Annotated in this window: 22 protein-coding genes; 10 read left to right on the plus strand and 12 right to left on the minus strand. The window is 63.6% G+C overall.

Translation table 11 applies throughout. The features are described 5' to 3' along the window. Position 1: 1 nt before the first annotated feature. Both ACELLULO517_RS11965 and ACELLULO517_RS11970 read left to right on the plus strand, forming a co-directional pair. On the plus strand, positions 2 to 862 hold the full coding sequence (locus tag ACELLULO517_RS11965) for an MOSC domain-containing protein (protein WP_227307594.1): 861 nt from the start codon (positions 2 to 4) through the stop codon (positions 860 to 862). After that, positions 859 to 1,404 carry an ankyrin repeat domain-containing protein gene (locus tag ACELLULO517_RS11970; RefSeq protein WP_227307595.1) on the plus strand — a complete coding sequence of 182 codons (546 nt, stop codon included), beginning with the start codon at positions 859 to 861 and terminating at the stop codon, positions 1,402 to 1,404. The genes ACELLULO517_RS11965 and ACELLULO517_RS11970 overlap by 4 nt, the downstream gene beginning before the upstream one ends. Before the next feature lie 36 nt (positions 1,405 to 1,440). On the opposite strand, the gene folE is transcribed toward ACELLULO517_RS11970, so the two are convergent. From folE to ACELLULO517_RS11990, 4 genes are all read right to left on the minus strand, one after another. Then, positions 1,441 to 2,058, minus strand: a complete 618-nt coding sequence (folE, locus tag ACELLULO517_RS11975; protein WP_227307695.1) for a GTP cyclohydrolase I FolE — start codon at positions 2,056 to 2,058, stop codon at positions 1,441 to 1,443. A gap of 96 nt (positions 2,059 to 2,154) precedes the next feature. Continuing rightward, complete coding sequence (locus ACELLULO517_RS11980) at positions 2,155 to 3,657, minus strand: ArnT family glycosyltransferase (RefSeq protein WP_227307596.1); 1,503 nt, start codon at positions 3,655 to 3,657, stop codon at positions 2,155 to 2,157. A gap of 7 nt (positions 3,658 to 3,664) precedes the next feature. Beyond that, on the minus strand, positions 3,665 to 4,252 hold the full coding sequence (locus tag ACELLULO517_RS11985) for an NYN domain-containing protein (protein WP_227307597.1): 588 nt from the start codon (positions 4,250 to 4,252) through the stop codon (positions 3,665 to 3,667). A gap of 131 nt (positions 4,253 to 4,383) precedes the next feature. Beyond that, positions 4,384 to 6,180 carry an IlvD/Edd family dehydratase gene (locus ACELLULO517_RS11990; RefSeq protein WP_227307598.1) on the minus strand — a complete coding sequence of 599 codons (1,797 nt, stop codon included), beginning with the start codon at positions 6,178 to 6,180 and terminating at the stop codon, positions 4,384 to 4,386. A 176-nt stretch (positions 6,181 to 6,356) separates the two neighbouring features. On the opposite strand from ACELLULO517_RS11990, the gene ACELLULO517_RS11995 reads away from it, so the two are divergent. Together ACELLULO517_RS11995 and ACELLULO517_RS12000 are read left to right on the plus strand one after the other, a co-directional pair. Then, positions 6,357 to 7,145 (plus strand): enoyl-CoA hydratase, encoded by a 789-nt coding sequence (locus ACELLULO517_RS11995; protein WP_227307599.1) that lies wholly within the window; start codon positions 6,357 to 6,359, stop codon positions 7,143 to 7,145. A 47-nt stretch (positions 7,146 to 7,192) separates the two neighbouring features. Then, positions 7,193 to 7,807, plus strand: coding sequence for a GNAT family N-acetyltransferase (locus ACELLULO517_RS12000; protein WP_227307600.1), 615 nt, complete (start codon positions 7,193 to 7,195; stop codon positions 7,805 to 7,807). A 33-nt stretch (positions 7,808 to 7,840) separates the two neighbouring features. Here the strand turns inward: ACELLULO517_RS12000 and ACELLULO517_RS12005 are convergent, their stop codons facing one another. From ACELLULO517_RS12005 to ACELLULO517_RS12020, 4 genes are all read right to left on the minus strand, one after another. Beyond that, positions 7,841 to 8,206, minus strand: a complete 366-nt coding sequence (locus tag ACELLULO517_RS12005) for a hypothetical protein (protein WP_227307601.1) — start codon at positions 8,204 to 8,206, stop codon at positions 7,841 to 7,843. A 234-nt stretch (positions 8,207 to 8,440) separates the two neighbouring features. Beyond that, positions 8,441 to 9,352 (minus strand): LysR family transcriptional regulator, encoded by a 912-nt coding sequence (locus ACELLULO517_RS12010; RefSeq protein ID WP_227307602.1) that lies wholly within the window; start codon positions 9,350 to 9,352, stop codon positions 8,441 to 8,443. A 3-nt stretch (positions 9,353 to 9,355) separates the two neighbouring features. Beyond that, complete coding sequence (locus ACELLULO517_RS12015) at positions 9,356 to 10,909, minus strand: D-aminopeptidase (protein ID WP_227307603.1); 1,554 nt, start codon at positions 10,907 to 10,909, stop codon at positions 9,356 to 9,358. A gap of 75 nt (positions 10,910 to 10,984) precedes the next feature. Next, entirely contained in the window at positions 10,985 to 11,737 is a 753-nt protein-coding gene (locus tag ACELLULO517_RS12020; protein WP_227307604.1) for a FadR/GntR family transcriptional regulator, read from the minus strand. A gap of 139 nt (positions 11,738 to 11,876) precedes the next feature. On the opposite strand from ACELLULO517_RS12020, the gene ACELLULO517_RS12025 reads away from it, so the two are divergent. Continuing rightward, positions 11,877 to 12,617, plus strand: coding sequence for an SDR family oxidoreductase (locus ACELLULO517_RS12025; RefSeq protein WP_227307605.1), 741 nt, complete (start codon positions 11,877 to 11,879; stop codon positions 12,615 to 12,617). 93 nt (positions 12,618 to 12,710) lie between these two features. Continuing rightward, the gene (locus tag ACELLULO517_RS12030) at positions 12,711 to 13,721 is read left to right on the plus strand and encodes a zinc-binding alcohol dehydrogenase family protein (RefSeq protein WP_227307606.1); all 1,011 of its coding nucleotides are present in this window, start codon (positions 12,711 to 12,713) and stop codon (positions 13,719 to 13,721) included. A gap of 236 nt (positions 13,722 to 13,957) precedes the next feature. On the opposite strand, the gene ACELLULO517_RS12035 is transcribed toward ACELLULO517_RS12030, so the two are convergent. The 4 genes from ACELLULO517_RS12035 to ACELLULO517_RS12050 all read right to left on the minus strand — a co-directional run bounded on the left by ACELLULO517_RS12035 (position 13,958) and on the right by ACELLULO517_RS12050 (position 17,977). Continuing rightward, a complete protein-coding gene (locus ACELLULO517_RS12035) occupies positions 13,958 to 14,743 on the minus strand; it encodes an NAD(P)-binding domain-containing protein (protein WP_227307607.1) in 786 nt (261 codons plus the stop codon). Between the two features lie 76 nt (positions 14,744 to 14,819). Beyond that, positions 14,820 to 16,256 carry an FAD/NAD(P)-binding protein gene (locus ACELLULO517_RS12040; RefSeq protein WP_227307608.1) on the minus strand — a complete coding sequence of 479 codons (1,437 nt, stop codon included), beginning with the start codon at positions 16,254 to 16,256 and terminating at the stop codon, positions 14,820 to 14,822. A 288-nt stretch (positions 16,257 to 16,544) separates the two neighbouring features. Continuing rightward, complete coding sequence (locus tag ACELLULO517_RS12045; RefSeq protein ID WP_227307609.1) at positions 16,545 to 16,988, minus strand: RrF2 family transcriptional regulator; 444 nt, start codon at positions 16,986 to 16,988, stop codon at positions 16,545 to 16,547. Between the two features lie 89 nt (positions 16,989 to 17,077). Further along, positions 17,078 to 17,977, minus strand: a complete 900-nt coding sequence (locus ACELLULO517_RS12050) for a pyruvate, water dikinase regulatory protein (protein ID WP_227307610.1) — start codon at positions 17,975 to 17,977, stop codon at positions 17,078 to 17,080. A gap of 296 nt (positions 17,978 to 18,273) precedes the next feature. On the opposite strand from ACELLULO517_RS12050, the gene hemE reads away from it, so the two are divergent. The 4 genes from hemE to hemJ are packed head-to-tail and all read left to right on the plus strand — an operon-like array spanning position 18,274 to position 21,610. Continuing rightward, positions 18,274 to 19,317, plus strand: a complete 1,044-nt coding sequence (hemE, locus tag ACELLULO517_RS12055) for a uroporphyrinogen decarboxylase (protein WP_227307611.1) — start codon at positions 18,274 to 18,276, stop codon at positions 19,315 to 19,317. Beyond that, positions 19,318 to 20,460, plus strand: a complete 1,143-nt coding sequence (gene hemH, locus ACELLULO517_RS12060; protein WP_227307612.1) for a ferrochelatase — start codon at positions 19,318 to 19,320, stop codon at positions 20,458 to 20,460. After that, positions 20,457 to 21,167: an HAD family hydrolase gene (locus ACELLULO517_RS12065; RefSeq protein WP_227307613.1), complete on the plus strand. Its 711-nt coding sequence runs from the start codon at positions 20,457 to 20,459 to the stop codon at positions 21,165 to 21,167. The genes hemH and ACELLULO517_RS12065 overlap by 4 nt, the downstream gene beginning before the upstream one ends. Further along, positions 21,167 to 21,610, plus strand: a complete 444-nt coding sequence (gene hemJ / locus ACELLULO517_RS12070; protein ID WP_227307614.1) for a protoporphyrinogen oxidase HemJ — start codon at positions 21,167 to 21,169, stop codon at positions 21,608 to 21,610. The genes ACELLULO517_RS12065 and hemJ overlap by 1 nt, the downstream gene beginning before the upstream one ends. The last annotated feature ends 53 nt before the right edge of the window (positions 21,611 to 21,663 follow it).

A 21,663-nucleotide genomic window follows, 5' to 3' on the forward strand; every position in this document is an offset into this window, starting at 1 on the left:
CATGACGAGCGACGTGGTCGTCGCGGATATCTGCGTCTATCCGGTCAAAGCCCTGCAGGGCGGCTCCGTTCGCGCGACCGAGGTCGAGCCCTGGGGGTTGCTGCGCGATCGTCGCTGGATGGTCGTGAAGCCCGATGGGCGCTTTCTGACCCAGCGGGAGATCCCGGCCATGGCGCGCATCCGGGCGAAGGCGACCGATGACGGGCTTCGCCTCAGTACCGGCGCGCGCGACGATCTGGCGATCACCGTCCCCGCTGCCGGGGCGCAGCACCGGCACGTGACCGTCTGGCGGGATGAGGTACCGGCGCTCGACGCCGGGGAGACGGCGGCCGATTGGCTGAGTGCGGCGCTCGGCATTCCCTGCGGGCTGGTCTATCTCGCGGATACGTCCGTGCGCTCGGTCGATCCCGATTACAGCCGACCGGACGATCGCACGGCCTTCAATGACGGCTTTCCGGTCCTTCTCGCCAATACCGCCTCGCTCGATGCTTTGAATGCCGCCATGGCGCACAGCATTCCTATGGCGCGGTTTCGTCCGAATATCGTGATCAGCGGCAGCACCGCCTGGGAGGAGGACCGCTGGCGCCGCATTCGCATCGGCAGCGTCACCTTCCGCATCGTCAAACCCTGCTCGCGCTGTATCGTGACGACGGTCGATCAGGAAACCGGGGAACGACCGGACAAGACAGAGCCGTTGAAGACGCTCGGCCGTATGCGGCGGGCGCCAGGCGGTGTCATGTTCGGACAGAACCTGATCCCGGACGGCGTCGGTCAGATCGCGGTCGGGGATCGCGTCGAAATTCTGGAAATCGGGGAAAGCAATCTCCACCCCGTCCCGACTGCAGGAGCAGCAGATCCATGAGCGACCCGTCTGGACAGACGCCCAAGGGCCCCACCACCCTCACGCCTGATCAGGTGGAGCTGCTGTATTACGGTGCGGCGCGGGACGGCCAACTGGAATTGCTGGCCGAGTTTCTGCGTCAGGGCGCCGACCCCAACCGGCCGGATGCGCGTGGTTTTCCGCCGATCATCCTCGCCTCCTATAACGGCCAGGCCGAGGCCGTCGCCCTTCTGCTCAAATCCGGCGCCGCCGTCGATGCCAGGGACGGTAAGGGTGCGACCGCTCTGGCCGGGGTCGCCTTCAAGGATGAGGCCGAGATTGCGCGGCAGTTGATTGCCGCCGGGGCCGATGTCGATGCGCCGAACAATATGGGCCGCACGCCGCTGATGTTCGCCACCATGTTCGGCCGGCTGGCGATGATCGATCTATTGCTGGAAGCGGGGGCCGACCCGACACTGACCGATGCCGAGGGTAAAAGCGCCCTCGACCTCACCGCCGGTCAGAGTGACCCATCAATTTTCGAAAAGCTTCAGCGCGCCGCGGCGGCGCGGAACGAGGGCTGAGGCGCGCCATAGCCGGGCGCGCCTGCTGACGTCGGACTAACCTTCGGCGGCAGCGCCGATACCCGGACGCTGCAGGATCGCCAGAAGCTCGCGTCGCGTCGTCGGATTGTCGCGGAAAGCGCCTAGCATGCGGCTCGTCACCAGGCTGGTGCCGGGGCGATGAACACCGCGCGTCGTCATGCATTGATGCGTCGCTTCGATCACGACGGCAACACCATGCGGCTGCAAGACTTCGTCCAGCGTATTGGCGATCTGCGACGTCATCTTTTCCTGAATCTGCAGCCGGCGCGCATAGGCGTCGACAACACGGGCCAGCTTGCTGATGCCGACGACGCGGTTGCGCGGCAGATAGGCGACATGGGCACGGCCGATGATCGGCGCCATGTGATGCTCGCAGCAGCTCTCGAAACGGATGTCGCGCAGCAGCACGATCTCGTCATAGCCTTCCGTTTCCGAGAAAGTGCGGTTCAGAACGGCGTAAGGGTCGATGTCGTAACCGCCGAAATACTGCTCATAGGCGCGGGTGACGCGGCCCGGCGTATCCAGCAATCCTTCGCGCGTCGGATCATCGCCGGCCCAGCGCAGCAAGACGCGGACAGCCTCTTCGGCTTCGGCGCGGGAAGGTTTGTTCGTCTTGTTCGGCAGCTCTGCCATATCGGTATCCACGTCATGCTCCGTCTCAGGCGAAGGATTAGGCGTCATTGCCCATACCAGCAACGACCAACTGCACGTCAACGATATCGTGTTGCCTTATTTTACATCCGCCGGCGACAGGCCGCGAAAGCCCGTTCCGGCCAACACGGACAGGGTCATGAAAGGATAACCGCCGAAACGCAATGTCACGGGCGGTAGAACCATCAACTTGTCAAAAAGCGGCGCGAAGCGCGCGAGGATATAGGACTGGTGATTGTCCGGCGTCAGCAGCAGCATCGGTCGGCCAAGGAAATGGTCGGCCGGTGCCACGATGCCGTATTCGCGCGTATCGTCCGCCAGCACCGTCACCGGAAAGCGGCCGCCCAATGCGTAGTCAACCTTCCCGGCATCGTTCCAGCGGGTGACGGCAACAACGAGATTGGGCGTGCTCAGCAGCCCGCGCGCGGCGAGTTGGGGGGCAAGGTCGTTCCAATCCACGCCGCCCGCGACATCGGTACCTTTGCCCAGAATGCCGGGACCGAAGGCGGCCGTCAGCCAGTTGAAGCGCATCTCGGTCCCGACCAGCGCAAGCGCGACGAGGACGAGCGCAACCGTGCCCAGAATGACGCGGCGCAATCTCGGCGCACCCGCCTGCAATCTGCGCGCGACCTCGGCACCCAGCAGCGGAAACAGCATCAACGTGCCGGGCGCCGACCAGTGGTACAGAATATGGCGGGAGGACCAGATGGAGACGACGGCGAACAGCAGAACCGGCGTCGCGGCGAAAAGAGCCAGCAGCCAGCCGCGCGGTTCGGACGGCCCGCGCCGCAAGGCGCGCAGCCACAGCAGGATCAGCGGCACCCAGATCCAGGGCAACACGAACAAGGCCTCGCCCGCCCAGACCCCGAAAGGCGCGAAGGGCTGAAAGCGCAAGCCGCCGGCCCGGTCGCCTTGGAATGCGAAAGACGCCCAGTGGTGCTGCTGGTTCCAGATCACCACCGGCAGGAAAAACAGCACGGCGAGCAGACCGGCGATCCAGGGCTGCGGGCGCATCAGCCAGACGCGCGCCTTGGGCGCGGTCACCAGGAATAGCGGCAGGCCAATCAAAACCAGCGCGCCATTGTATTTCGACAGCATCGCAAGACCGGCGCAAAGACCGGCGCCCAGCCAGTTCCCCCAGCGCCCGCCGCCGGGAATCACGGCAGTGGCACGAAGCGAGAACCACAGAAAGCCGAGCAACGCGCAGTCCAGCGGCCCGTCCGGCAGCACCCAGCCGCCTGCCGTCAGCCCATAGACCGGCGACAAGTTCATCAGCAGCGCAGCCCAGAACCCGGCCTGTTTATCGTGAAACAATGCCGTCGTGATCCGGGCCATCAGCCAGGTCGAGAGCGCGAACAGCAGGATGAAGGGCAGCCGCGCGACGACCGGCGCATCCGACCCTGTGACCCACATCGCGGCATGGGTCAGCCACCAGGCGATCGGCGGATGATCGAAATAGGAGAGTTCAAGATGGTGGCTGGCCGCCACCATATAGGTCTCGTCAATCCCGAGACCCATGAGCGACCCGAGCAGAAGGCGCAGCAGGCTGGTGACGAGGATCAGCAAAAAAAGCGGAGACACGATCAGATCACACCGGCCAGGCTATCGTCCGCTTGAAATCGGCATGCTCAAAGAGTTCCGGGGCCAGCCGCTGGCCGGGAAGGCTGATCAAAACCATCTGTATCCCTGACTTTCGTCCGTGCTTCATGGCAGGGATACAATCCGTGTCCCCGGTGATCAGAATGATCCGGTCCGTCAGACGCTCATCGGAATAGGTCGCGATGTCGAGACCGATGCGCATATCGACGCCCTTTTGCTCGAAGTCGGGCCTGAAGTCATCATCCGACAGCGCGGCGGGAGAGATTGGAACACGCTTGGGCTTGAACCCTCTGAATTTCAGCACGCCCTCGCGAACCGCAAACAGGTCGCGGCGGGCGAGATCCCTCAGCCAGTCGCCTGAGCCCGTAAACTGCACCATGGCACCGGAGACGGGCAAACGGGCCTGCCCGACATAGGGCGCACAATCATAGTACAGGATTCTGAGAAGCGCTTCCTGCGTCGGATCGGCGCAGGCATGGGCCAATTTTTCGATGAAGACGGGATCGTAGATCCGCTTGTTTTTCCGGGCGAGCACACGCAGATGGCCGCCATCGATCATCACTACAGAACGGATCATATTCGAAACGATAAAGCCCCTGAACCGGTGGGTCCAGGGGCTTGAATATAGAAACCCGCCTACGGGCGTGCCGGATAGACGATCAATTTAGGCCAATGCATGGCCGAATTCAACGATAGCCTCGGCCGCGCCTAATGATTGTTGCGCGACTCGCCGCGGGTTTCCAGGACGTTCAGATATTGCGTCGCCGGCTCCAGACAGGCGCCGGTCCCCATCTGGCCGACCATGCTGCGATAGATCTCTTCCCAGGGCGTCTTGTTGTCGAGCACCGGCGGCGTATAGGCCGCGCGGCGCGTCGCCATTTCCTCGTCCGAAATCAGCACATCGACGCGACGGGCATTGAGGTCGATGCTGATGCGGTCGCCGTTCTTCAACAGCGCCAGGTTGCCGCCGACGGCCGCTTCCGGGGAAATATTGAGGATCGACGGACTGCCGGACGTCCCGGACTGGCGGCCGTCACCCATCGTCGGCAGGGCATTGACGCCGCGCTTCAGCAGCACGGCCGGCGGCTGCATGTTCACGACCTCGGCGCTGCCCGGATAGCCGACCGGGCCGACATTGCGGATGATGAGGACGGTATCCTCATCGACGCCCAGATCCGGGTCCTCGATCCGCTCATGATAATCTTCCGGCCCTTCGAAGATCACGGCCTTGCCGAGGAAGACATTGGGATGGTCGGGGTTGCTCAGGAAACGGCTGCGGAATTCCGCGTCGATAACGCTGGTCTTCATGACGGCGGTCTCGAAGATATTGCCGGACAGCACGACATAGCCGGCATGATCCTTCAGCGGCGCGTCATAGGCGCGGATCACCTCACGGTCGCCGTCCTCGGTCCCGGCCAGATTTTCGGCGATCGACTTGCCGGTGACGGTCAGCGCCGAACCGTCGATCTTCCCCTTGGCCAGCAGTTCCTTCATCACCGCCGGCACGCCGCCGGCGCGATGGAAGGATTCGCCCAGGAAACGGCCCGCCGGCTGCATATCGACCAGCAGCGGAATCTCCGGCCCCAGGCGCTGCCAGTCTTCCAGACTGTGATCGACGCCCATATGGCGGGCGATGGCGATCATGCTGATCGGGCAATTGGACGAGGCGCCCAGCGCCGCCGCCGCCACCACCGCATTGTCGAAGGCCGTCTTGGTCATGATGTCGGACGGGCGCAGGTTTTCATGCACCATCTGCACGATCCGCCGCCCGGTCTCGTAGGAAATCTGCCCGCGCTCCCGATAAGGGGCGGGAATGGCGGCACAGCCCGGCAGGGACATGCCGAGCGCTTCGGCCAGCGCGTTCATCGAACTCGCCGTACCCATCGTATTGCAATGGCCGATGGAGGGCGCGGAGGCCGAGACCATCTCCATATATTCCTCGTAGCCGATCTCGCCTTCGGCATAGAGTTTTCGTGCATGCCAGACGACGGTGCCGGAACCGGCGAGCTTGCCCTTGAACCAGCCGTCCAGCATCGGCCCGCCGGAGAGCACGATCGAGGGGATATTCACCGTCGCCGCGCCCATCAGCAAAGCGGGGGTCGTCTTGTCGCAGCCGGCCGTCAGCACCACGCCGTCCAGCGGATAGCCGTGCAGCACTTCGACCAGGCTGAGATAGGCGAGGTTGCGGTCCAGCGCGGCGGTCGGCCGCTTGCCGGTTTCCTGAATGGGGTGGCAGGGAAATTCCAGCGGCACACCGCCCGCTTCGCGGATGCCGTCGCGCACGCGATGGGCGAGGTCGAGATGGTGACGGTTGCAGGGGGACAGATCGGACCCCGTCTGCGCGATACCGATGATCGGCTTGTCGGATTGCAGCTCGGCCCGCGTCAGGCCGAAATTCATATAGCGCTCCAGATAGAGCGCGGTCATGCCGGGATCATGAGGATTGTCGAACCAACGGCGGCTGCGCAGGCGCTTCGGCCCATTCTCATTATCGTTGTTGGCCATCACTCTATCCCTTCGTCTCGTCTCGCCCGGCTTCGCCATTTTTACCAGATGGCTTAAAGTCCGAACATAGAACCGGCAGGCTGCCCCTCGACCATCGGCGTGTCAACCAAGCGCCATGTGGGAAAAAGGGTAAAAACGGCGCGCTGTCGGCGATAAAGATGGAAAGGACCGGACGCATGGACCTCGCAATGGAGCTGACCTGCCTTATCCTGGAGCGGGAGGATGGTTACGCGACCATTCGCCTCAATCGCCCGGCCGCGCTCAATGCGCTGAACGGTCAGATGATGGACGAGCTATCGGCCGTCATCCCGGCGCTGGACGCCGATCGCAGCATCCATGCCATCATCCTGACCGGATCGGACAAGGCTTTCGCCGCCGGCGCCGATATCAAGGACATGGCGACCAAAACCTTCGCCGAAGCGGTCGCGGAGGATTTCATCACCCGCAACTGGGAGGTGGTCACGCGATGCCGCAAGCCGGTCATCGCCGCCGTCGCCGGCTATGCGCTCGGCGGCGGGTGCGAGCTTGCGATGATGTGCGACATCATCCTGGCCGCTGATACCGCGCGCTTCTCCCAGCCGGAAATCACGCTGGGCATTCCGCCCGGCGCGGGTGGCACGCAGCGCCTGCCGCGCGCGGTCGGCAAGGCGAAGGCCATGGAAATGATCCTCACCGCCCGCATGATCGGCGCTGAAGAGGCTGAGCGCGCCGGTCTCGTCAGCCGCGTCGTGCCGGCCGACAAGCTTTTGGACGAAGCGCGTGCGGTCGCCGCCAAAATCGCGACGCTGCCGCCGGTCGCCGTTCAGCTGGCGAAGGAACTGGTCAATGCGGCTTATGAGACGCCGCTGGCGCAAGGCATAAGGCAGGAGCGCCGCATCTTCCATGCAGCCTTCGCGACGGAAGATCAGAAGGAAGGCATGGCCGCCTTTACCGAGAAGCGGAAACCCGCTTTCCAGGGAAAATAGGCCAAAACCCAACCTGGCCAATCACCTTTCAGGACCTGACCGATCTCATGGATAGCAATACCGCCCTGCCGCTGGGCTATTCCTCTGTCCCGCCGGGCCAGATCGCCAATGTCGTGACCTGTCTGGAAATGCTGGCGCGCCCTGCACTGCAGGCAGCGCCGCCATTCCCGCCCGATCTGCATCTGGTGGCACTCGACCGCTCGGACCTCGCGGCCTATCGCGCTTTGTTCCGCACGGTCGGCGAGGCCTGGCTTTGGTGTTCCAGGCTGGTCATGCCGGACACTGAGCTGGCAGAGATCCTGAACGATCCGCGTGTCGATATCCTGGTGCTCAGGCAGGCAAATCGCGATGTCGGTATTCTTGAACTCGATTTCCGGGAGGCGGGCGTCTGCGAACTGGCGTTCTTCGGCCTCGCACCAGGGCTCACGGGACAAAAACTGGGCCGGACAATGATGAATGTGGCGATCGAGCGCGCCTGGTCGCAGCAGATCGCGCGTTTCTGGGTGCATACTTGCACCTTCGACCATCCGGCAGCCGTCGCCTTTTACAAAAGCTCAGGCTTCACGCCTTTCGCTTTCCAGGTCGAACTATCGCCCGATCCGCGCTTGACCGGCGATCTGTCCGAAGACGCCGCGCCGCATGTGCCGCTGATTCGGCCCTAACCATCAGTCTTTGGGCGGCAACCGGGGAGAGAGCTAGAACAGGCCCCGAACGACATAAAGCGTAGCAACGGCGGCCGCCCACCAGAGGGTGACGCGGCCTTGCGCCAGTGCAGCCTCAAGCAGGCCGCGAAAACCCAACAACTGGGCAAAAGGGTCGGCCAGGATAAGCAGTAAGGGGCCAAGAGAAATGCCGGACGCGAGCAGAGCCGTGACGCCCTGCATGGTTCGGCATTTTTTTCGTGTGGCCAGAAAAACCATAAGGACGAGGACGCCGATCCCGATGGATAAAAGATCCACGATCCCCCAGTCGGCGTCACCAAGACCCTGTGGGACCAGCATTCGGGAGGTCACTAGCTCTTTCGCGTGGCAATCTGAAAAACGAGAGCTGCGGCTGCGCAAGCGATACCCGCCCAAAGCCCAGCTGTATTCGCATGGTCGAAACGCAGGACCATCGTGGCGACAGTCACAAGCTCGGCGCCAACGGCCCCTGCTGACACTGGGAAAATTGCAAGGTTGAACAAGCGCTGAGTAGCATTATCGGCGCTTTCGACCTGATGTCTTTGTGATTCCATTACGATCATGCACTCAATTTGAGCCGATGCCTCGATGCCGTCAATGCAAAGGGATGGCACCTTACGGCAGACTGCGCCTTGCCGTGCCGTCGATGATCGTGATCAGCGCTTCCGCCGCGCGGCTCAAATAACGTTCCGTCCGGCGCAATACATAGAAGGGCCGGTCCGGCAATTTCAGGTCGACCGTCTGCAGCAACCCGGCCTCAAGGCTCGGCGCGGCCACGGAGGCGGACAGCGCGGTTGCCCCCAGCCCGGCCTCCACCGCCGCGCGCACCGCTTCGTTCGACGGCAGTTCCAGCAACACCTTCAACGATCCTGAAAAGATGCCGAAACTGCTCATGGCAGCCTCGAAAGCCGAGCGCGTGCCGGACCCCTGCTCCCGCAAGACCCAGGGGCCATCCGCCAGCTGATCCAGCGTCAGGCTCTCGGCACTCAGCCAGGGGTGATTGGGCGAGACGAGGGTCACCAGCTGGTCGCGCGCCACCTCCTCCGCAATCAGCGCCGGATCGTTGATCGCCCCTTCGATGAAGCCCAATTCCGCCGTGCCCTCATGCACGGCCGCAGCCACCTGCGCGGTATTGCCGATGGAGAGTTTGATCTCCACGCCAGGATGCGCCTGCCGGAATTGAACCAGGAAGCGCGGCAGCCAATAGCTCGCGATGGTCTGGCTCGCCTGCACCGTCAGCGTGCCGCGCTTCAGATCGCCCAGTTCCGACAGGACCAGCTCCGCCCGTTCCGCGCGGGCCAGTACCGCCTGCGCCTCGGGCAGGAACAGCCCGCCCGCTTCCGTCAGCGCGATGCCGCGCCCGACGCGATGGAACAGTTTCGTGCCATAGCGCTGCTCCAGATTGGCGATCGCACCGCTGACCGCCGATTGCGCCAGATTCAGCGCCTCCGCCGCCCGCGTCATATGCTGACGCTCGGCGGCCGCGACGAAGATGCGAAGCTGTTCCAGGCTGAGCTGATGGCGCATCGCTCAGGCGACGCGGCGATAGGGGATGCGCCGCGCCAGCCAGCAGCCGAGGGTGACGCCGTCCACCCGGCCGGCGGCGTCGCGCGTGAAGCGCAGGGTCCAGTCGCCCGGCGGGCTATAGTCCAGCGCGCGCGGGCAAGGCAGCAGCCAGCAATCCGGCCCGAAAGGTTCCAGAAGCTGCATGGCACCTTGGCCCAGGAAGCCCGAGAAGGCGCCGTACAGCGTGCCGCCGGCGGCGATGCAGGTGATCTCCGCGCCCAATTCATCCGACCGGAAAACGCCTTCGATATCGGTCGCAGGCGCGCCATCATGGGGCGTCAGGGTCGTGAACAGGTTTTCGCCCGTCCGCGCCATCCTCAGCGCGCCATCGGCCCGCGTCAGACGAACGGAGGCGGAGGCGAATTCATCCGCGCTGACCGGCGACAGCATCTCGGCGCCATGGCCGAAATCGAGACGCAGCCGGCCGTCACCGGCCGCCGCGATCCGCGTCGCTATTCCGGTCTCCGGTTCCAGATAGGTCCCGACAAAGCGCTGCGTATCGGCGCTGATCGCGGGCGCATCTGCCGTCTCGCCCAGCAGCGCCGCCAGGATATCGACCACCGGACCGCGCGGATCGCCCATATGGTTAAAGAGCGTGACGACGGAGATCCGCTCGCTCGGGACATGGGCGCGGAAGCTGCGGAACCCGCGTAGGGCGCCGCCGTGGCAGGTCGCGTCCCGGCCGAGGAATTGCGTACGGGCCAGGCCGAACCCATAGGACGCCGGGGCGCCGTCGCGGAAGGTGACGGGTGCGGCCAGACGGCTATACAGCGCCGCCGGGTCATCCCGCGTCGCGTCGATATGCGTCTCCCAGGCGATCATATCGTCCAGTGACGCGCCGATACCGGCGTCACCGGTCCATTGGATGCGGTTCACTGCCGGGCGAAAGCCTTCGGCGACGCTGCCCTCATACCCGACCGTGCCGCCCGCGACCCAGGACGTATCGGCATTGAGCAGCGCATAAGGCATGCCGGCGCGATCGAAGATGCGCCGACGCAGCAGGCTGGCGAAATCCTCACCGGTACGGGCTTCGATGATATCCGACAGCAGGCGGAAATTCTGATTGACGTAGGAATAGCGCGTGCCCGGGCTGAAATGCAGTGACCGCGTGCGGCTGATGATGCGCTCGGCATCCTGCCCCGTGAACAGGCCTTCGACCGGCGCGCCATACAGCATCGCGACCGCCCAATAATCGCGCAGGCCCGACTGGTTATGGGCGAGGTCGAGGATGCCAGGGCGTTCGCCCTCCAGCAGCGGCAGGCGGCGATGCAGATCGCTGTCCATCACGGTCGGATCAGGGAACTGGTCGAGCAGGACAGCGCAGGTGAACTGTTTGGAGATGGAACAGATCAGGCTGATGGTCTGCGGCGTGAAGGGGATACGCCGCTCGGCATCCGCCCAGCCCCAGGCATGACGGGCCAGAACCGCGCCATCCTTCAACACGGCGACCGCACCGCCCGGCCCTGCATAGCGTTGCGGCAAACCAGCAAGGGCGCGATCGAGAGCGGAAGCGGACATCAGGCAGGCTCCTTGGCAACGGGCGCGGTAGAAAGAGACCGCGCGGCGCCGGCTGGCAAGGGATTAAGCACAGGCCTATTCACGCGCGAATATTGCGATAACGGACTCGAGATGTGCTGCCATACGCGCCCGTGCCTGATCCGCATCGCGGCCGATGATCGCCTGTAAAACCGCCTCATGCTCGCGCTCGGACCGCAACGCCATATTTTCGGGCGTATAGAGACGCTGCAAATGCTGAAACAGCGGGCTGTAGCGGTGGCCGAGCAGAAGCGTAATCAGCATCTCGTAGGCCGGATTGCCGCTCGCCTGGGCGATCGCGATATGGAATTGGCGATCACCGGGATTGGTACGCGATCCTTCGCGATTGTCGCGCTGGTTGCGTGCGAAAGCGGTGCGCAGATTGTCGATCTGTGCGGGCGTCGCATGGCGGGCGGCCAGCGCCGCCGTTTCCGGCTCAACCAGTCTTCGCGCCTGCAGCAAAGCGAAGGGCGGAATCTCTGCCGAAAGATCCAGCACCACCGGCAGTTCCGGATCGGGCTCCGAGAAATTGATGCGCACGAGCTGCGCCATGAGATCGCGCGTCGCCGCGGCGTCAGGCACGCGCAGCACCTCCATGCCGGCGCCGACACGCACATCGACGACGCCCAATACCTCCAATGCGATCAAAGCCTCGCGAACGGAGGAACGGCTGACCTCAAGGGCCGCCGCCAATTCGCGTTCGGAGGGCAGGAAACTGCCCGGTGGGTAATCGCCCGCACGGATCAGTTCGCATAGCCTGTCGGCAATCTGGCTGTAGAGCCGGCCCTTCTGGATGGCTTCGAGCGCCATTCTTTTTCCTATTTGGTTCCGCTTGGCAGGTCTTTGACGAACTACTACAACAGTTTGAGTGGTCCGGCCATTGGTCCTTCAGGACTCAAGAACGATAGACAATCACAGACATCCAAGCCGGATTCTGGAGAGATGCAGTATGAGACTTCAGGGAAAGCGCGCCTTCATCACGGCGGCCGGACAGGGCATCGGCCGCACCACGGCAGAGCTGTTCCTACGCGAAGGTGCCGAGGTTATCGCCAGCGATATCAATGCCGCCGCGCTTGAGACGCTGCAGGGCGCCCGCACCATGGTGCTCGACGTGCTGTCACCCGAGGCCGTGCAGAAGGCGGCGGCAGAGGCCGGCACCGTCGATATCCTGTTCAATTGCGCGGGCTATGTGCATCAGGGCTCCATTCTCGATTGCGACGAAAAAGCCTGGCAGTTCTCCTTCGACCTCAATGTCACCGCCATGTATCGGATGATCCGCGCCTTCCTGCCGGCGATGCTCGACGCCGGCCGTGGCTCGATCGTCAACATGGCCTCCATCGCGTCGTCCGAGAAAGGTGCGCCCAATCGTGCCGCCTATGGCGCGTCCAAAGCCGCCGTCATCGGTCTCACGAAATCCGTCGCCGCCGATTACGTGACGAAGGGCATCCGCTGCAACGCGATCTGCCCCGGCACCGTGCAGTCGCCCTCGCTCAATGATCGGATCAAGGCGCAGGCCGATGCCGGACAGATCTCCGAGGACGATGCCCGCGCCGGCTTCGTGCGGCGCCAGCCGATGGGCCGCCTGGGATCGACCGCGGAAATCGCATATCTCGCGCTCTATCTGGCTTCCGACGAGAGCAGCTACACCACCGGCACGACGCAGATCATCGACGGCGGCTGGTCGATCTGATCGCCGGCCTCGACGGCCTTCGTTGCCGGATCAAATAACAAGGTCGGGGCGGACAGCGTTTTCGGTTCCGGCCTTGCCGCCTGGAAGCAAGTCATGAAAGCACTCCTCTGCCCCGAACCCGGCAAGCTTCGCCTGATTGAGCGCGAGGCGCCCAAGGTGGGCGCGGGGGATGTGCTGCTGCGTGTCCGCCGTGTCGGCATCTGCGGCACGGACTATCATATCCTCGGCGGCACCCAGCCTTATCTCAGCTATCCGCGTATCATGGGCCACGAACTGGGCGCCGAGATCGTGGCGGCACCGGCGGGGTCGGGCCTGACCGCCGGCACCACGGCCGTGGTCATCCCTTATCTCAGCTGCGGCCAATGCCGCGCCTGCCAGCGCGGGCTGACCAATTGCTGCCGCCGCGTCAGCGTGCTCGGCGTACATCAGGACGGCGGCATGACCGAGTATATCGCGGTCCCGGCGCAGAACGTCATCGCGGCCCCTGAACTGACGCTCGATCAGGCGGCGATGGTGGAGTTTCTGGCGATCGGCGCGCATGGCATTCGCCGTGGCGCCGTACGGTCAGACGATCGCGTGCTGGTCGTGGGCGCGGGACCCATCGGCATTGCCGCGACGATCTTTGCCTGTGCGCGCGGGGCCGAGGTCACGGTCATGGACCTGCGGCAGGACCGACTGGATTTCGCGCAGCGGGAATTGGGCGCTGCCCATACCGTCAAGGCCGGGCCAGAGGCGAAGGCGAAGTTCGAAGCGATCACCGAAGGCGAATTCTTCGACGTGGTGATCGACGCCACCGGCCATCCGCCGTCCATGAATGCCGGGCTTTTCTATCTCGGCCATGGCGGCCGCTATGTGCTGCTGAGCATCGTGGCAGCCGATATCGCCTTCCCGGACCCGGAATTCCACAAGCGGGAGACGACGCTCATCGCCAGCCGCAATGCGCTGCCGGATGATTTCGCCGAAGTCATGCGGGCCATCGCGGCGGGGCTGGTGCCGACATCCGTGCTCGCCAGCCATCGCGCGACGATGGCCGAGGGCGCAGACGCCATTCCGGTCTGGGCGCGGCCCGAGACCGGGGTCATCAAGGCGTTGCTGGAAGTTTAGGGCCGTCAGGTTTAGTTGAAACGCCCCCAAATCCGTCGTGCGCGGCTTCATGCCGCGCATCTACCCGTTTGTATAGGCAAGCGGCCGTCTGGGCGCCTCATCGGGTAGGTCCGCGCAACAAGTGCGCGGATGACGAGGAATAGGATGAGCCATCAATAACAGCGTCGTCCCCGGGCTTGTCCCGGGGATCTACCCGCCAGTGTAAAACACGCCGGTGTAAAACACGCCACCCGAACTCAGCTTTTCTTCATCAAGGTTTTGCGATGGGCCTCGACCACATCCATCGCCTTTGTCATCTCATCGAACCAGCCGACACGATTGAAATAGGCGCGGACCGTTTCATTCAACCCGCCCGGCGTCTCGTAATTCTGCGGCGGCAGGCCTTCGCCCTTGCGCTCGGCCGCCAGCGCCAATTCAGCCAGACCCGAATAGAGCGCGCGCACGAAGGGTGTCGCCACGCCGTCGGCGATATCGCGGCTCTTCAGCCAGTCGATCACCGTATTCTGTAGCTGGAAATGCGCTGACATCAGCCCCGTCGCCATGCTGATCGTATCGAGATCGGATTCCTGCGCCGGGATCACAAGTTCGCCGACCGCACCGAACAGGTCTTCGACCGCGGCATCGGCGGGCGTCATCAGAATCGGCCCCTTGCAGAATTCGACGCCCGGAAGCGGGATCATGCGCACAACGCGGGTTGCGGGCGCGACATGCTGGCGCAGAACCGCCACCGGCACGCCGGCCAGGAAGCTCACCACGATCTGATCGGCACGGAAGGGCAAGGCGCCGAGATCGGCGATCTGCTTGGGCAGCACGCCGATGAGGACGATATCGCTTTTTTCGACCACCGCCGCATTGCTCTCCTCCCGCACCGTATTCTGCGGAAAGGCTTCGACCAGCGCCTTTGACCGGCTCTCCGACCTTGGCGAGAGGTGATAGCGATGCTCGGCTGCCGCCGTCGTCTGCAGCCCGCGGATCACCGCATCCGCCAAAGTCCCCGTGCCCACAAATCCCAGATGCGCCATGACCCTGATCCCTGCCTTAAGCTGTATCGCGCGCTTAGGAAGCCGTGATCCGCGCCCATGCGCAACCCACCAGCGGTCAGATGGACCAGGTGGCGTCGGACGCCTGGGCCGCGACCGCCGCCGGCTTGACCAGGGCAGCCAATTGGCCGGCCAGATATTCCGCCTGCTGGCGGATATCGGGCACCGCCGTCATCTCCCAGAATGCCCCCTTCGTCACCGGGCCGACCGCGAAAAGCCGGCGGGAAATACCGCCGTCGCGGCCCAGAAGAGCGCAGGTGCGGGTGATATCGAGGCCGAGCGACAGAGAATCGGGACGCACCATGCCCTGATCCAGCAACCGGCGGACCAGCGGATCGCGGATACGGCCGAAATCGCTTTCAGGTCCGGAACAATTGATGACACGGCCGACCGACAAGGTTTCCAGATGATCCTTGAAGCGCGGCCGATAGGTAACATCCACGTCACCGGTCGGTGTCACGGCATAGGTGCGGATACGGCCGGCCTGGATGCGCAACTGGCCGGTGCGCTGGGCTTCGGCGATCCGCGCGGCGACGGGCCCGGAAATGCGATGGCGATGCGTATCCCACCAGGGCCGCAGATGGCGCAGGAAGCGCAGGCGATCCTCACGCGGCATGGCCTGCCAGATTTCGGTCGTCAGCGGCCGCAATTCGTCGATCACCGCCTGCCAGGACCCGCCAGCCTCACGCGCGCGGCGGCTGCGGTCGCGCAGGAACCGCGCCAGACTGGTCAGGCGCGTCGGGAATTCCTCTGTTTCCGGCAAAGCGGTTTTGACCGGCCCCAAAAGATGGTTCTGCGGCAGCAGGCCCCGGCGGGAGAGGGCGATGATCGGCCCGCGATGCTCCTGATCGAGCAGCGAGACCACGGTATCGACCGTCGTCAGCCCGGTGCCGATCAGCAGAAGCGGCGCTTGCGGGTCCAGATTGGCCAGCAGATCCGGCGCCCAGGGGTCAGACCGATAGCTGTCGGTATCATAGAAGCTGGAATCGGCGACCGGCGGCGGGGAAGGCGGGAAATTGCCCACCGCCAGCACCGCGCGGTCCACCTGCAAAGCCTCACCGTCGCCCAGCGTCAGGACCAGACCGCCACCACGCGGCGCAATATCCCGCACGCTCGCGCGCAGCAGTTCAAGCTGCCCGCAATGGAGGGTCGACTTCATCTCGGTTTCAAGAAGATCGCTGATATAGCGGCCGAAAATGGCACGCGGCACGAAGGTCGTGGCCAGCGGCTGCAATCCGCCCAATTCCTCTGACGAGCGGGTCTTCAGCCAATCGAGGAAATCGGAGGGCCGCGCCTGAAAGGCGCTCATCTTCGCCGCCGGAACATTGAGAAGATGGGAGGAATTGCCAGTGGAATAAGCCGCACCGCGGCCGAAATGCTCGTTGCGCTCGATAAGAACGATGCGGGTATCGGGGGAACATTGCCGCATCAAATGAAGGGCGAGCAGGGTACCGCTGAAGCCGGCGCCGACAATGGCGATGGTTTGTTGGGTCATCCTGATTTCCTGAATGAAAGGGGGTTTCTTTTCGGCCCTCGTCGCAGGGTTTTTCCGGTCGCGGGGACACGGAACCCGTATGATTTCGAGATCAGTCCTTTTGAAAACACCGTTCCCGAGCCGGCAAACTCCGCATGTGTCATCACGGCAAGGTGATGCGCGTTCTGCGGCAGAGACTTTTCCGCCGGATGGCTCACAGGCTGGGGGCTGACATGCGTTTCCATGCCCCCACTATGCCATGATCTATTTCCTATTGGTCAAGTAGAAAATAACATCACAACGCAAGTTTCAGAGAGAAAACACGGCTCCGGCCTCCGGCATGCGGGCCAGATCGGCGAGGGTGCAACCCTCCAGCACCGCTGCCGCCGCGTCGCGCACCCGTCTCATCAGATCCGTCAGCTGACAGGTCTCGATGTCCTTGCAGTCCTTGCAGACGGCGAATCTCGTCCGGCTGGCGCAGGGTGTCAGCGCAATCGGCCCGTCGATGATGCGCATGACGTCGGCGACCGAGATCTGCTCGGGGGGCAGCAACAGCTTGTGACCGCCCACGGGACCGCGGCGGCTTTGAATGAAACCCTGGTCGCGTAGCTGCACCAGGATCGCCTCCAGAAACTTGCGGGGGGTATTGCTGCGCTCCGCGATGGTCTGCGCACTGGTCCAACGATCAGCCTCCGCTTCCTCCACAAGGATCAGGATGGCGCGGAGAGCGTATTTAGCGCGACTGGAAAGCATGGTCGGTCCGTACAAAGGCCAGGGATTGGCTCATACAATGGAATTTCGGTTTTGGCCTTAGTCCATCTGGTGGGGAAGGGGCCATCAACTCAAGGGCCGGCGGATGGGGTCACCCCAGCGTTATTCGCCTTCCGCTCGGCTTCCGCCTTAAGGCGGCGCTCGGTCCAGGCATCCATCAGCTGGATGATCGTCGCGGCCGTCTCCTCGATCGACCGGCGGCTGACGTCGATCACCGGCCAGCCACGGCTGGTGCAAAGGCGCTTGGCCCATAACAGCTCGGCCGTCACGGCTTCCAGATCGGTGTAATCGCCCCGGTCCGGCGCCTGGCCGACCGCGTTATGGGTGCCCAGCATGCGCAGCCGATGGCGGCGGATATCGATCAGCGATTGCGGGTCGAGCGTCAGGCCAACCACGGGGCAATTCGGCTTGTCCAGCGATTCCGGCACAGCAATGCCCGGCACCAGCGGAATATTGCCGGCCTTGATGCCGCGATTGGCGAGATAGAAGGAGGTCGGCGTTTTGGAGGAGCGCGAGACGCCGACCAGAATGACGTCGGCCTCGGCGATCCCCGCCTGGGCCTGCCCATCATCATGCGCCAGGACATAATGGATGGCGTCGATGCGCCGGAAATAGTCGGCGTCCAGAATATATTGCCGCCCCGGCCGGGCGGAGGCCTGCTCGCCCAAATGGTCCTGCAGCATGGTCATGACCTGATCCAGCACATGCACGATCGGCACGCCTAACCGGTCGCAGGCCATATCCAATTCGCTGCGCAAGGCGCGATCGACCAGGCTGGACAGAACCGGACCCGGCTCCGCCTGCAATCCGTCCAGCACCCGATGCAACTGAAACCGCGTCCGGATCAGGCTCCAGCGATGCGGGACGATCGTCAGATGCTCGAACTGTACGGTCGTCGCGCGGGCGATGGCGTTCAGCGTTTCGCCGGTCGCGTCCGAGACAAGATGGAGGTTCAATCGATGCGTGGACATCTCGTGATCATAACGGGATAAGTGGGGATAAGGGAGAGCCATCCGGCTTGGGCCGGTGCCGAGCGGGGATAGATGCCGTTTCCAGCGTACATGTGAAGATGTGTACGACCCTAACCGATCTGTAACTGAGTCGTCACAGAGTCTTGAGAAGAATCAGCAGTCTAATCACCCCCAAGCCTGTGGAAAACTCTGGGGAGAAAATCTGGGCGAACCGGGTACCCCGCTTTTCCACCCCCCATCTACCACCCCATCCTTCTTAAAATTCTATACTGACGTAGTAGGGTGTCAGGGCTTCTTTGGGGATAACCGTGAAAAGACTTTTGGACGCATTTCTGGGGAAAACCACCTGGCCCCCACCTATTTGGCTCATGCGACAGGCCGGAAGATACCTCCCGGAGTATCGCGAACTCCGGTCACAAACTACTGATTTCGTTAGTTTTTGTCTGGACCCGACACGCGCCTCGACAGCCACGCTCCAGCCGATCCGCCGTTTCGGCATGGACGGCGCAATTCTCTTCAGCGACATCCTGATCCTGCCCTGGGCTATGGGCCGGGACCTGCGTTTCGATGAAGGCCATGGCCCGCGCCTGCCGCCGCTCCGGACTGTGGATGAAATGCGAAACCTGCAGGTTCAGGGATTCCTGGAGAAGGTGGAGCCGGTGCTGGAAACCATCCGCCTCACCCGTTCTCGGCTGGCAGCCGACCACCCTGAGACAGCCCTGATCGGCTTCGTTGGGGCACCCTTTACGGTCGCCTGCTATATGGTCGAGGGCGGCGGCTCGAAGGATTTCGCAGAGACGCGGAAGATGGCCGCCACCGATCCGGACCTGTTCGACGCACTCATCGAGCGGATCACCGAGGCCAGCATCGCCTATCTGCTGGCCCAGATCGCGGCCGGCGCCGAAGCCGTCATGCTGTTCGACAGCTGGGCCGGCCTGCTGTCGCCGTCAGGTTTCGAGAAACATGTCATCCAGCCGACAGCGCGGATCGTGGCTGGCATCAGGCAGCATCACCCTACCATTCCGATCATCGGCTTTCCGCGTCTCGCCGGCACCATGGTCGCAGCCTATGCGGAAAAGACAGGGGTCAATACCGTGGGGGTCGATACGGCGGCGGACCTCAATCTTGTCAGGCAGTTGGTGCCGCAGACGGTCGGGCTGCAGGGCAACCTTGATCCCTTTGCTCTTCTAAGCGGGGGTCAGGTGATGGAACAGGAGGCGCGTGCTATCCTAGACGCCATGAAGGGTCGCCCCTTCGTTTTCAATCTTGGCCATGGCGTCATGCCGCCGACGCCCCCCGATCATGTGGCAGCCTTGGTCGATTTTATTCGAGGTCAGTGAGTGGATCAGATTGCAACCCGTCAGACCGATGCGTCGGTACAGCCGGCTCGGCCGCGGGTTGCGGTCGTGCTCTTCAATCTCGGCGGGCCGGATAATCAGGAGGCAGTCAGGCCTTTCCTGATGAACCTGTTCAAGGACCCGGCCATCCTGCGCGTGCCGCCCTTCATCCGCCCGTTTCTGGCCCGCTATATCGCCCATAAGCGGGTGCCGGTGGCGCAGGAGAATTATCGGCTGATGGGGGGCGGTTCGCCGCTACTGCCTTTGACCGAGCGTCAGGCAGACGCGCTGGAAGCGGATCTCTCCCAGGATTGGGACATGAAATGCTTCATCGCCATGCGCTACTGGCATCCGTTCAGCGATGCCGCCGTGGCGGCCGTCAAGGCCTGGCAACCGGAGGAAATTCTTCTCCTGCCGCTTTATGCGCAATATTCCAGCACAACCACAGGTAGTTCTCTGACCGCCTGGCGGGAAGAAGCGGCCAAGGGCGGTCTCGCGGTCAAAACCACGACGCTTTGCTGCTGGTTCGAGGACGAGGCTGTGCTGGCCAATGCGGCGCAGCTCGTCCAAGGGACGATTGATGCCGCCAGGGCCGTCCTGCCCCCTGGCACGCCGCTCAGGGTGTTGTTTTCGGCCCATGGCCTGCCGCAGGTCATCGTCGATCGCGGCGACCCCTATCAGTTCCAGATCGAGGCCTATGCGGCCGGCATCCAGCGCCGCCTCTCTGACCCGGGGATCGACAGCCTCGTCTGCTACCAGTCCCGCGCGACGCCGCAGCAATGGCTGACGCCGAGCACGGATGACGCGGTGATCGAAGCCGGGCGTGACGGTGTGGCGCTGGTCGTGGTGCCGGTCGCTTTCGTCTCCGACCATTCGGAAACCCTGGTCGAGCTCGATATCGAATACCGTGACCTCGCGGCCAAGCACGGCGTCCCCGGCTATTTCCGGGCGCCGGTGCAGAATGACGATCCGGGCTTCATCGCGGCGCTGGCCGGGGTGGCGCGCCGGGCGCTGGCCGTGGGGCCTGGACTCTGCAGCAGCGCTGCCGGCCGACTATGCCCGACGACCCATGGCAACTGCCCCTATGCCCAGGCCGGCAAACCCGCTTCCGGCTATGACCTGACAAGGACGGCGACACGCGCATGATGACGGCTTCTGAAGTTCTGGCCTTACGCGATCAGCCGATCGACCTGGTGATTTTCGACTGTGACGGCGTGCTGATCGACAGCGAGGGTCTGGCCAGCATCGTCCTCTCGCGGGAGCTGAACGGGCTCGGCTGGATGATCACGCCGGAAGAATGTGAGACGGCCTTTCTGGGCACCTCGCTCCGCGACATCATCCGCCGGACGGAGGAGGCGATCGGTCGCCCGGTGCCGGTCGATTTCGCGCCCCGTTTCTCGGCTGCCATGGTCAAGGCGCTGAGCGAGGAGGTCGGTGCCATTCCCGGCGCCGCCCAGGCGCTGGAGCAGTTGACCGAAGCCGGCATGGCCTGGCGCGTCGCCTCCAATTCCAGCCATGCCGAAATGGCGGTCAAGTTCGGCCGCAACGGCATGAAGCATCTGGTCGGCGACCGTCAGCATAGTGCCGAGGACATGATCAAGATCGGCCTCAACGGCAAGCCGGATCCGCATCTGTTCCTGGCCGCCGCTGCCGCCGCCGGTGTGCCGCCCGAACGCTGCGTCGTGATCGAGGATTCGGTGCCTGGCTCGCGCGCCGCTAAGGCCGCCGGCATGACCTGCCTCGGCTTTTCGCCGCATGGGTCGGGGACAGAACTCGTCGTGGAAGGCGCCGGCATTTTCAAGGACATGGCGCAATTGCCGGCGCTGCTCGGGCTGAAACTAGGGCTCGCGTAATGCTGTTGATCAGCCTCTATCCCTGGATCAAGGCCTTTCACGTTATCAGCCTCATCGCCTGGATGGCAGCGACCTTCTATCTGCCGCGCCTCTATGTCTATCACTGCCAGGTGCCTATCGGATCGGCGGAAAGCGAGCGTTTCAAGATCATGGAACGGCGCCTGCTGAAGCAGATCATGACGCCGGCGATGATCGCGACCTGGGTCTTCGGCATCATCCTGCTGATGACGCCCGGCGTTGTCGTCTGGAGCACGGGCTGGTGGTATGTGAAGCTGATCTGCGTTCTCGGGCTCACCGGTTTTCACGGTGCGACATCAAAATGGCGCAAGGATTTTCTCAACGACCGCAATCGGCGCTCGGAGAAATTCTATCGGATTGCCAATGAAGTGCCGACCGTTCTGATGGTCATCGTCGTCATCATGGTGATCGTGAAACCGTTCTGAGGCAGGTCCGGGGACGACAAATTCAGAATGTCGCCCGCGGACTTGTTCCGCGG

The sequence above is a fragment of the Acidisoma cellulosilyticum genome (assembly GCF_020621385.1).
In the GTDB taxonomy this organism is placed as follows: Bacteria; Pseudomonadota; Alphaproteobacteria; order Acetobacterales; family Acetobacteraceae; genus Acidisoma; species Acidisoma cellulosilyticum.

Coding starts and splice junctions, on each gene's coding strand:
- ACELLULO517_RS11965 (WP_227307594.1), top strand. CDS start 2: ATGACGAGCGACGTGGTCGTCGCGGATATCTGCGTCTATCCGGTCAAA.
- ACELLULO517_RS11970 (WP_227307595.1), top strand. CDS start 859: ATGAGCGACCCGTCTGGACAGACGCCCAAGGGCCCCACCACCCTCACG.
- folE (WP_227307695.1), bottom strand. CDS start 2,058: ATGGCAGAGCTGCCGAACAAGACGAACAAACCTTCCCGCGCCGAAGCC.
- ACELLULO517_RS11985 (WP_227307597.1), bottom strand. CDS start 4,252: ATGATCCGTTCTGTAGTGATGATCGATGGCGGCCATCTGCGTGTGCTC.
- ACELLULO517_RS11990 (WP_227307598.1), bottom strand. CDS start 6,180: ATGGCCAACAACGATAATGAGAATGGGCCGAAGCGCCTGCGCAGCCGC.
- ACELLULO517_RS11995 (WP_227307599.1), top strand. CDS start 6,357: ATGGACCTCGCAATGGAGCTGACCTGCCTTATCCTGGAGCGGGAGGAT.
- ACELLULO517_RS12000 (WP_227307600.1), top strand. CDS start 7,193: ATGGATAGCAATACCGCCCTGCCGCTGGGCTATTCCTCTGTCCCGCCG.
- ACELLULO517_RS12010 (WP_227307602.1), bottom strand. CDS start 9,352: ATGCGCCATCAGCTCAGCCTGGAACAGCTTCGCATCTTCGTCGCGGCC.
- ACELLULO517_RS12015 (WP_227307603.1), bottom strand. CDS start 10,909: ATGTCCGCTTCCGCTCTCGATCGCGCCCTTGCTGGTTTGCCGCAACGC.
- ACELLULO517_RS12020 (WP_227307604.1), bottom strand. CDS start 11,737: ATGGCGCTCGAAGCCATCCAGAAGGGCCGGCTCTACAGCCAGATTGCC.
- ACELLULO517_RS12025 (WP_227307605.1), top strand. CDS start 11,877: ATGAGACTTCAGGGAAAGCGCGCCTTCATCACGGCGGCCGGACAGGGC.
- ACELLULO517_RS12030 (WP_227307606.1), top strand. CDS start 12,711: ATGAAAGCACTCCTCTGCCCCGAACCCGGCAAGCTTCGCCTGATTGAG.
- ACELLULO517_RS12035 (WP_227307607.1), bottom strand. CDS start 14,743: ATGGCGCATCTGGGATTTGTGGGCACGGGGACTTTGGCGGATGCGGTG.
- ACELLULO517_RS12040 (WP_227307608.1), bottom strand. CDS start 16,256: ATGACCCAACAAACCATCGCCATTGTCGGCGCCGGCTTCAGCGGTACC.
- ACELLULO517_RS12045 (WP_227307609.1), bottom strand. CDS start 16,988: ATGCTTTCCAGTCGCGCTAAATACGCTCTCCGCGCCATCCTGATCCTT.
- ACELLULO517_RS12050 (WP_227307610.1), bottom strand. CDS start 17,977: ATGTCCACGCATCGATTGAACCTCCATCTTGTCTCGGACGCGACCGGC.
- ACELLULO517_RS12065 (WP_227307613.1), top strand. CDS start 20,457: ATGATGACGGCTTCTGAAGTTCTGGCCTTACGCGATCAGCCGATCGAC.
- hemJ (WP_227307614.1), top strand. CDS start 21,167: ATGCTGTTGATCAGCCTCTATCCCTGGATCAAGGCCTTTCACGTTATC.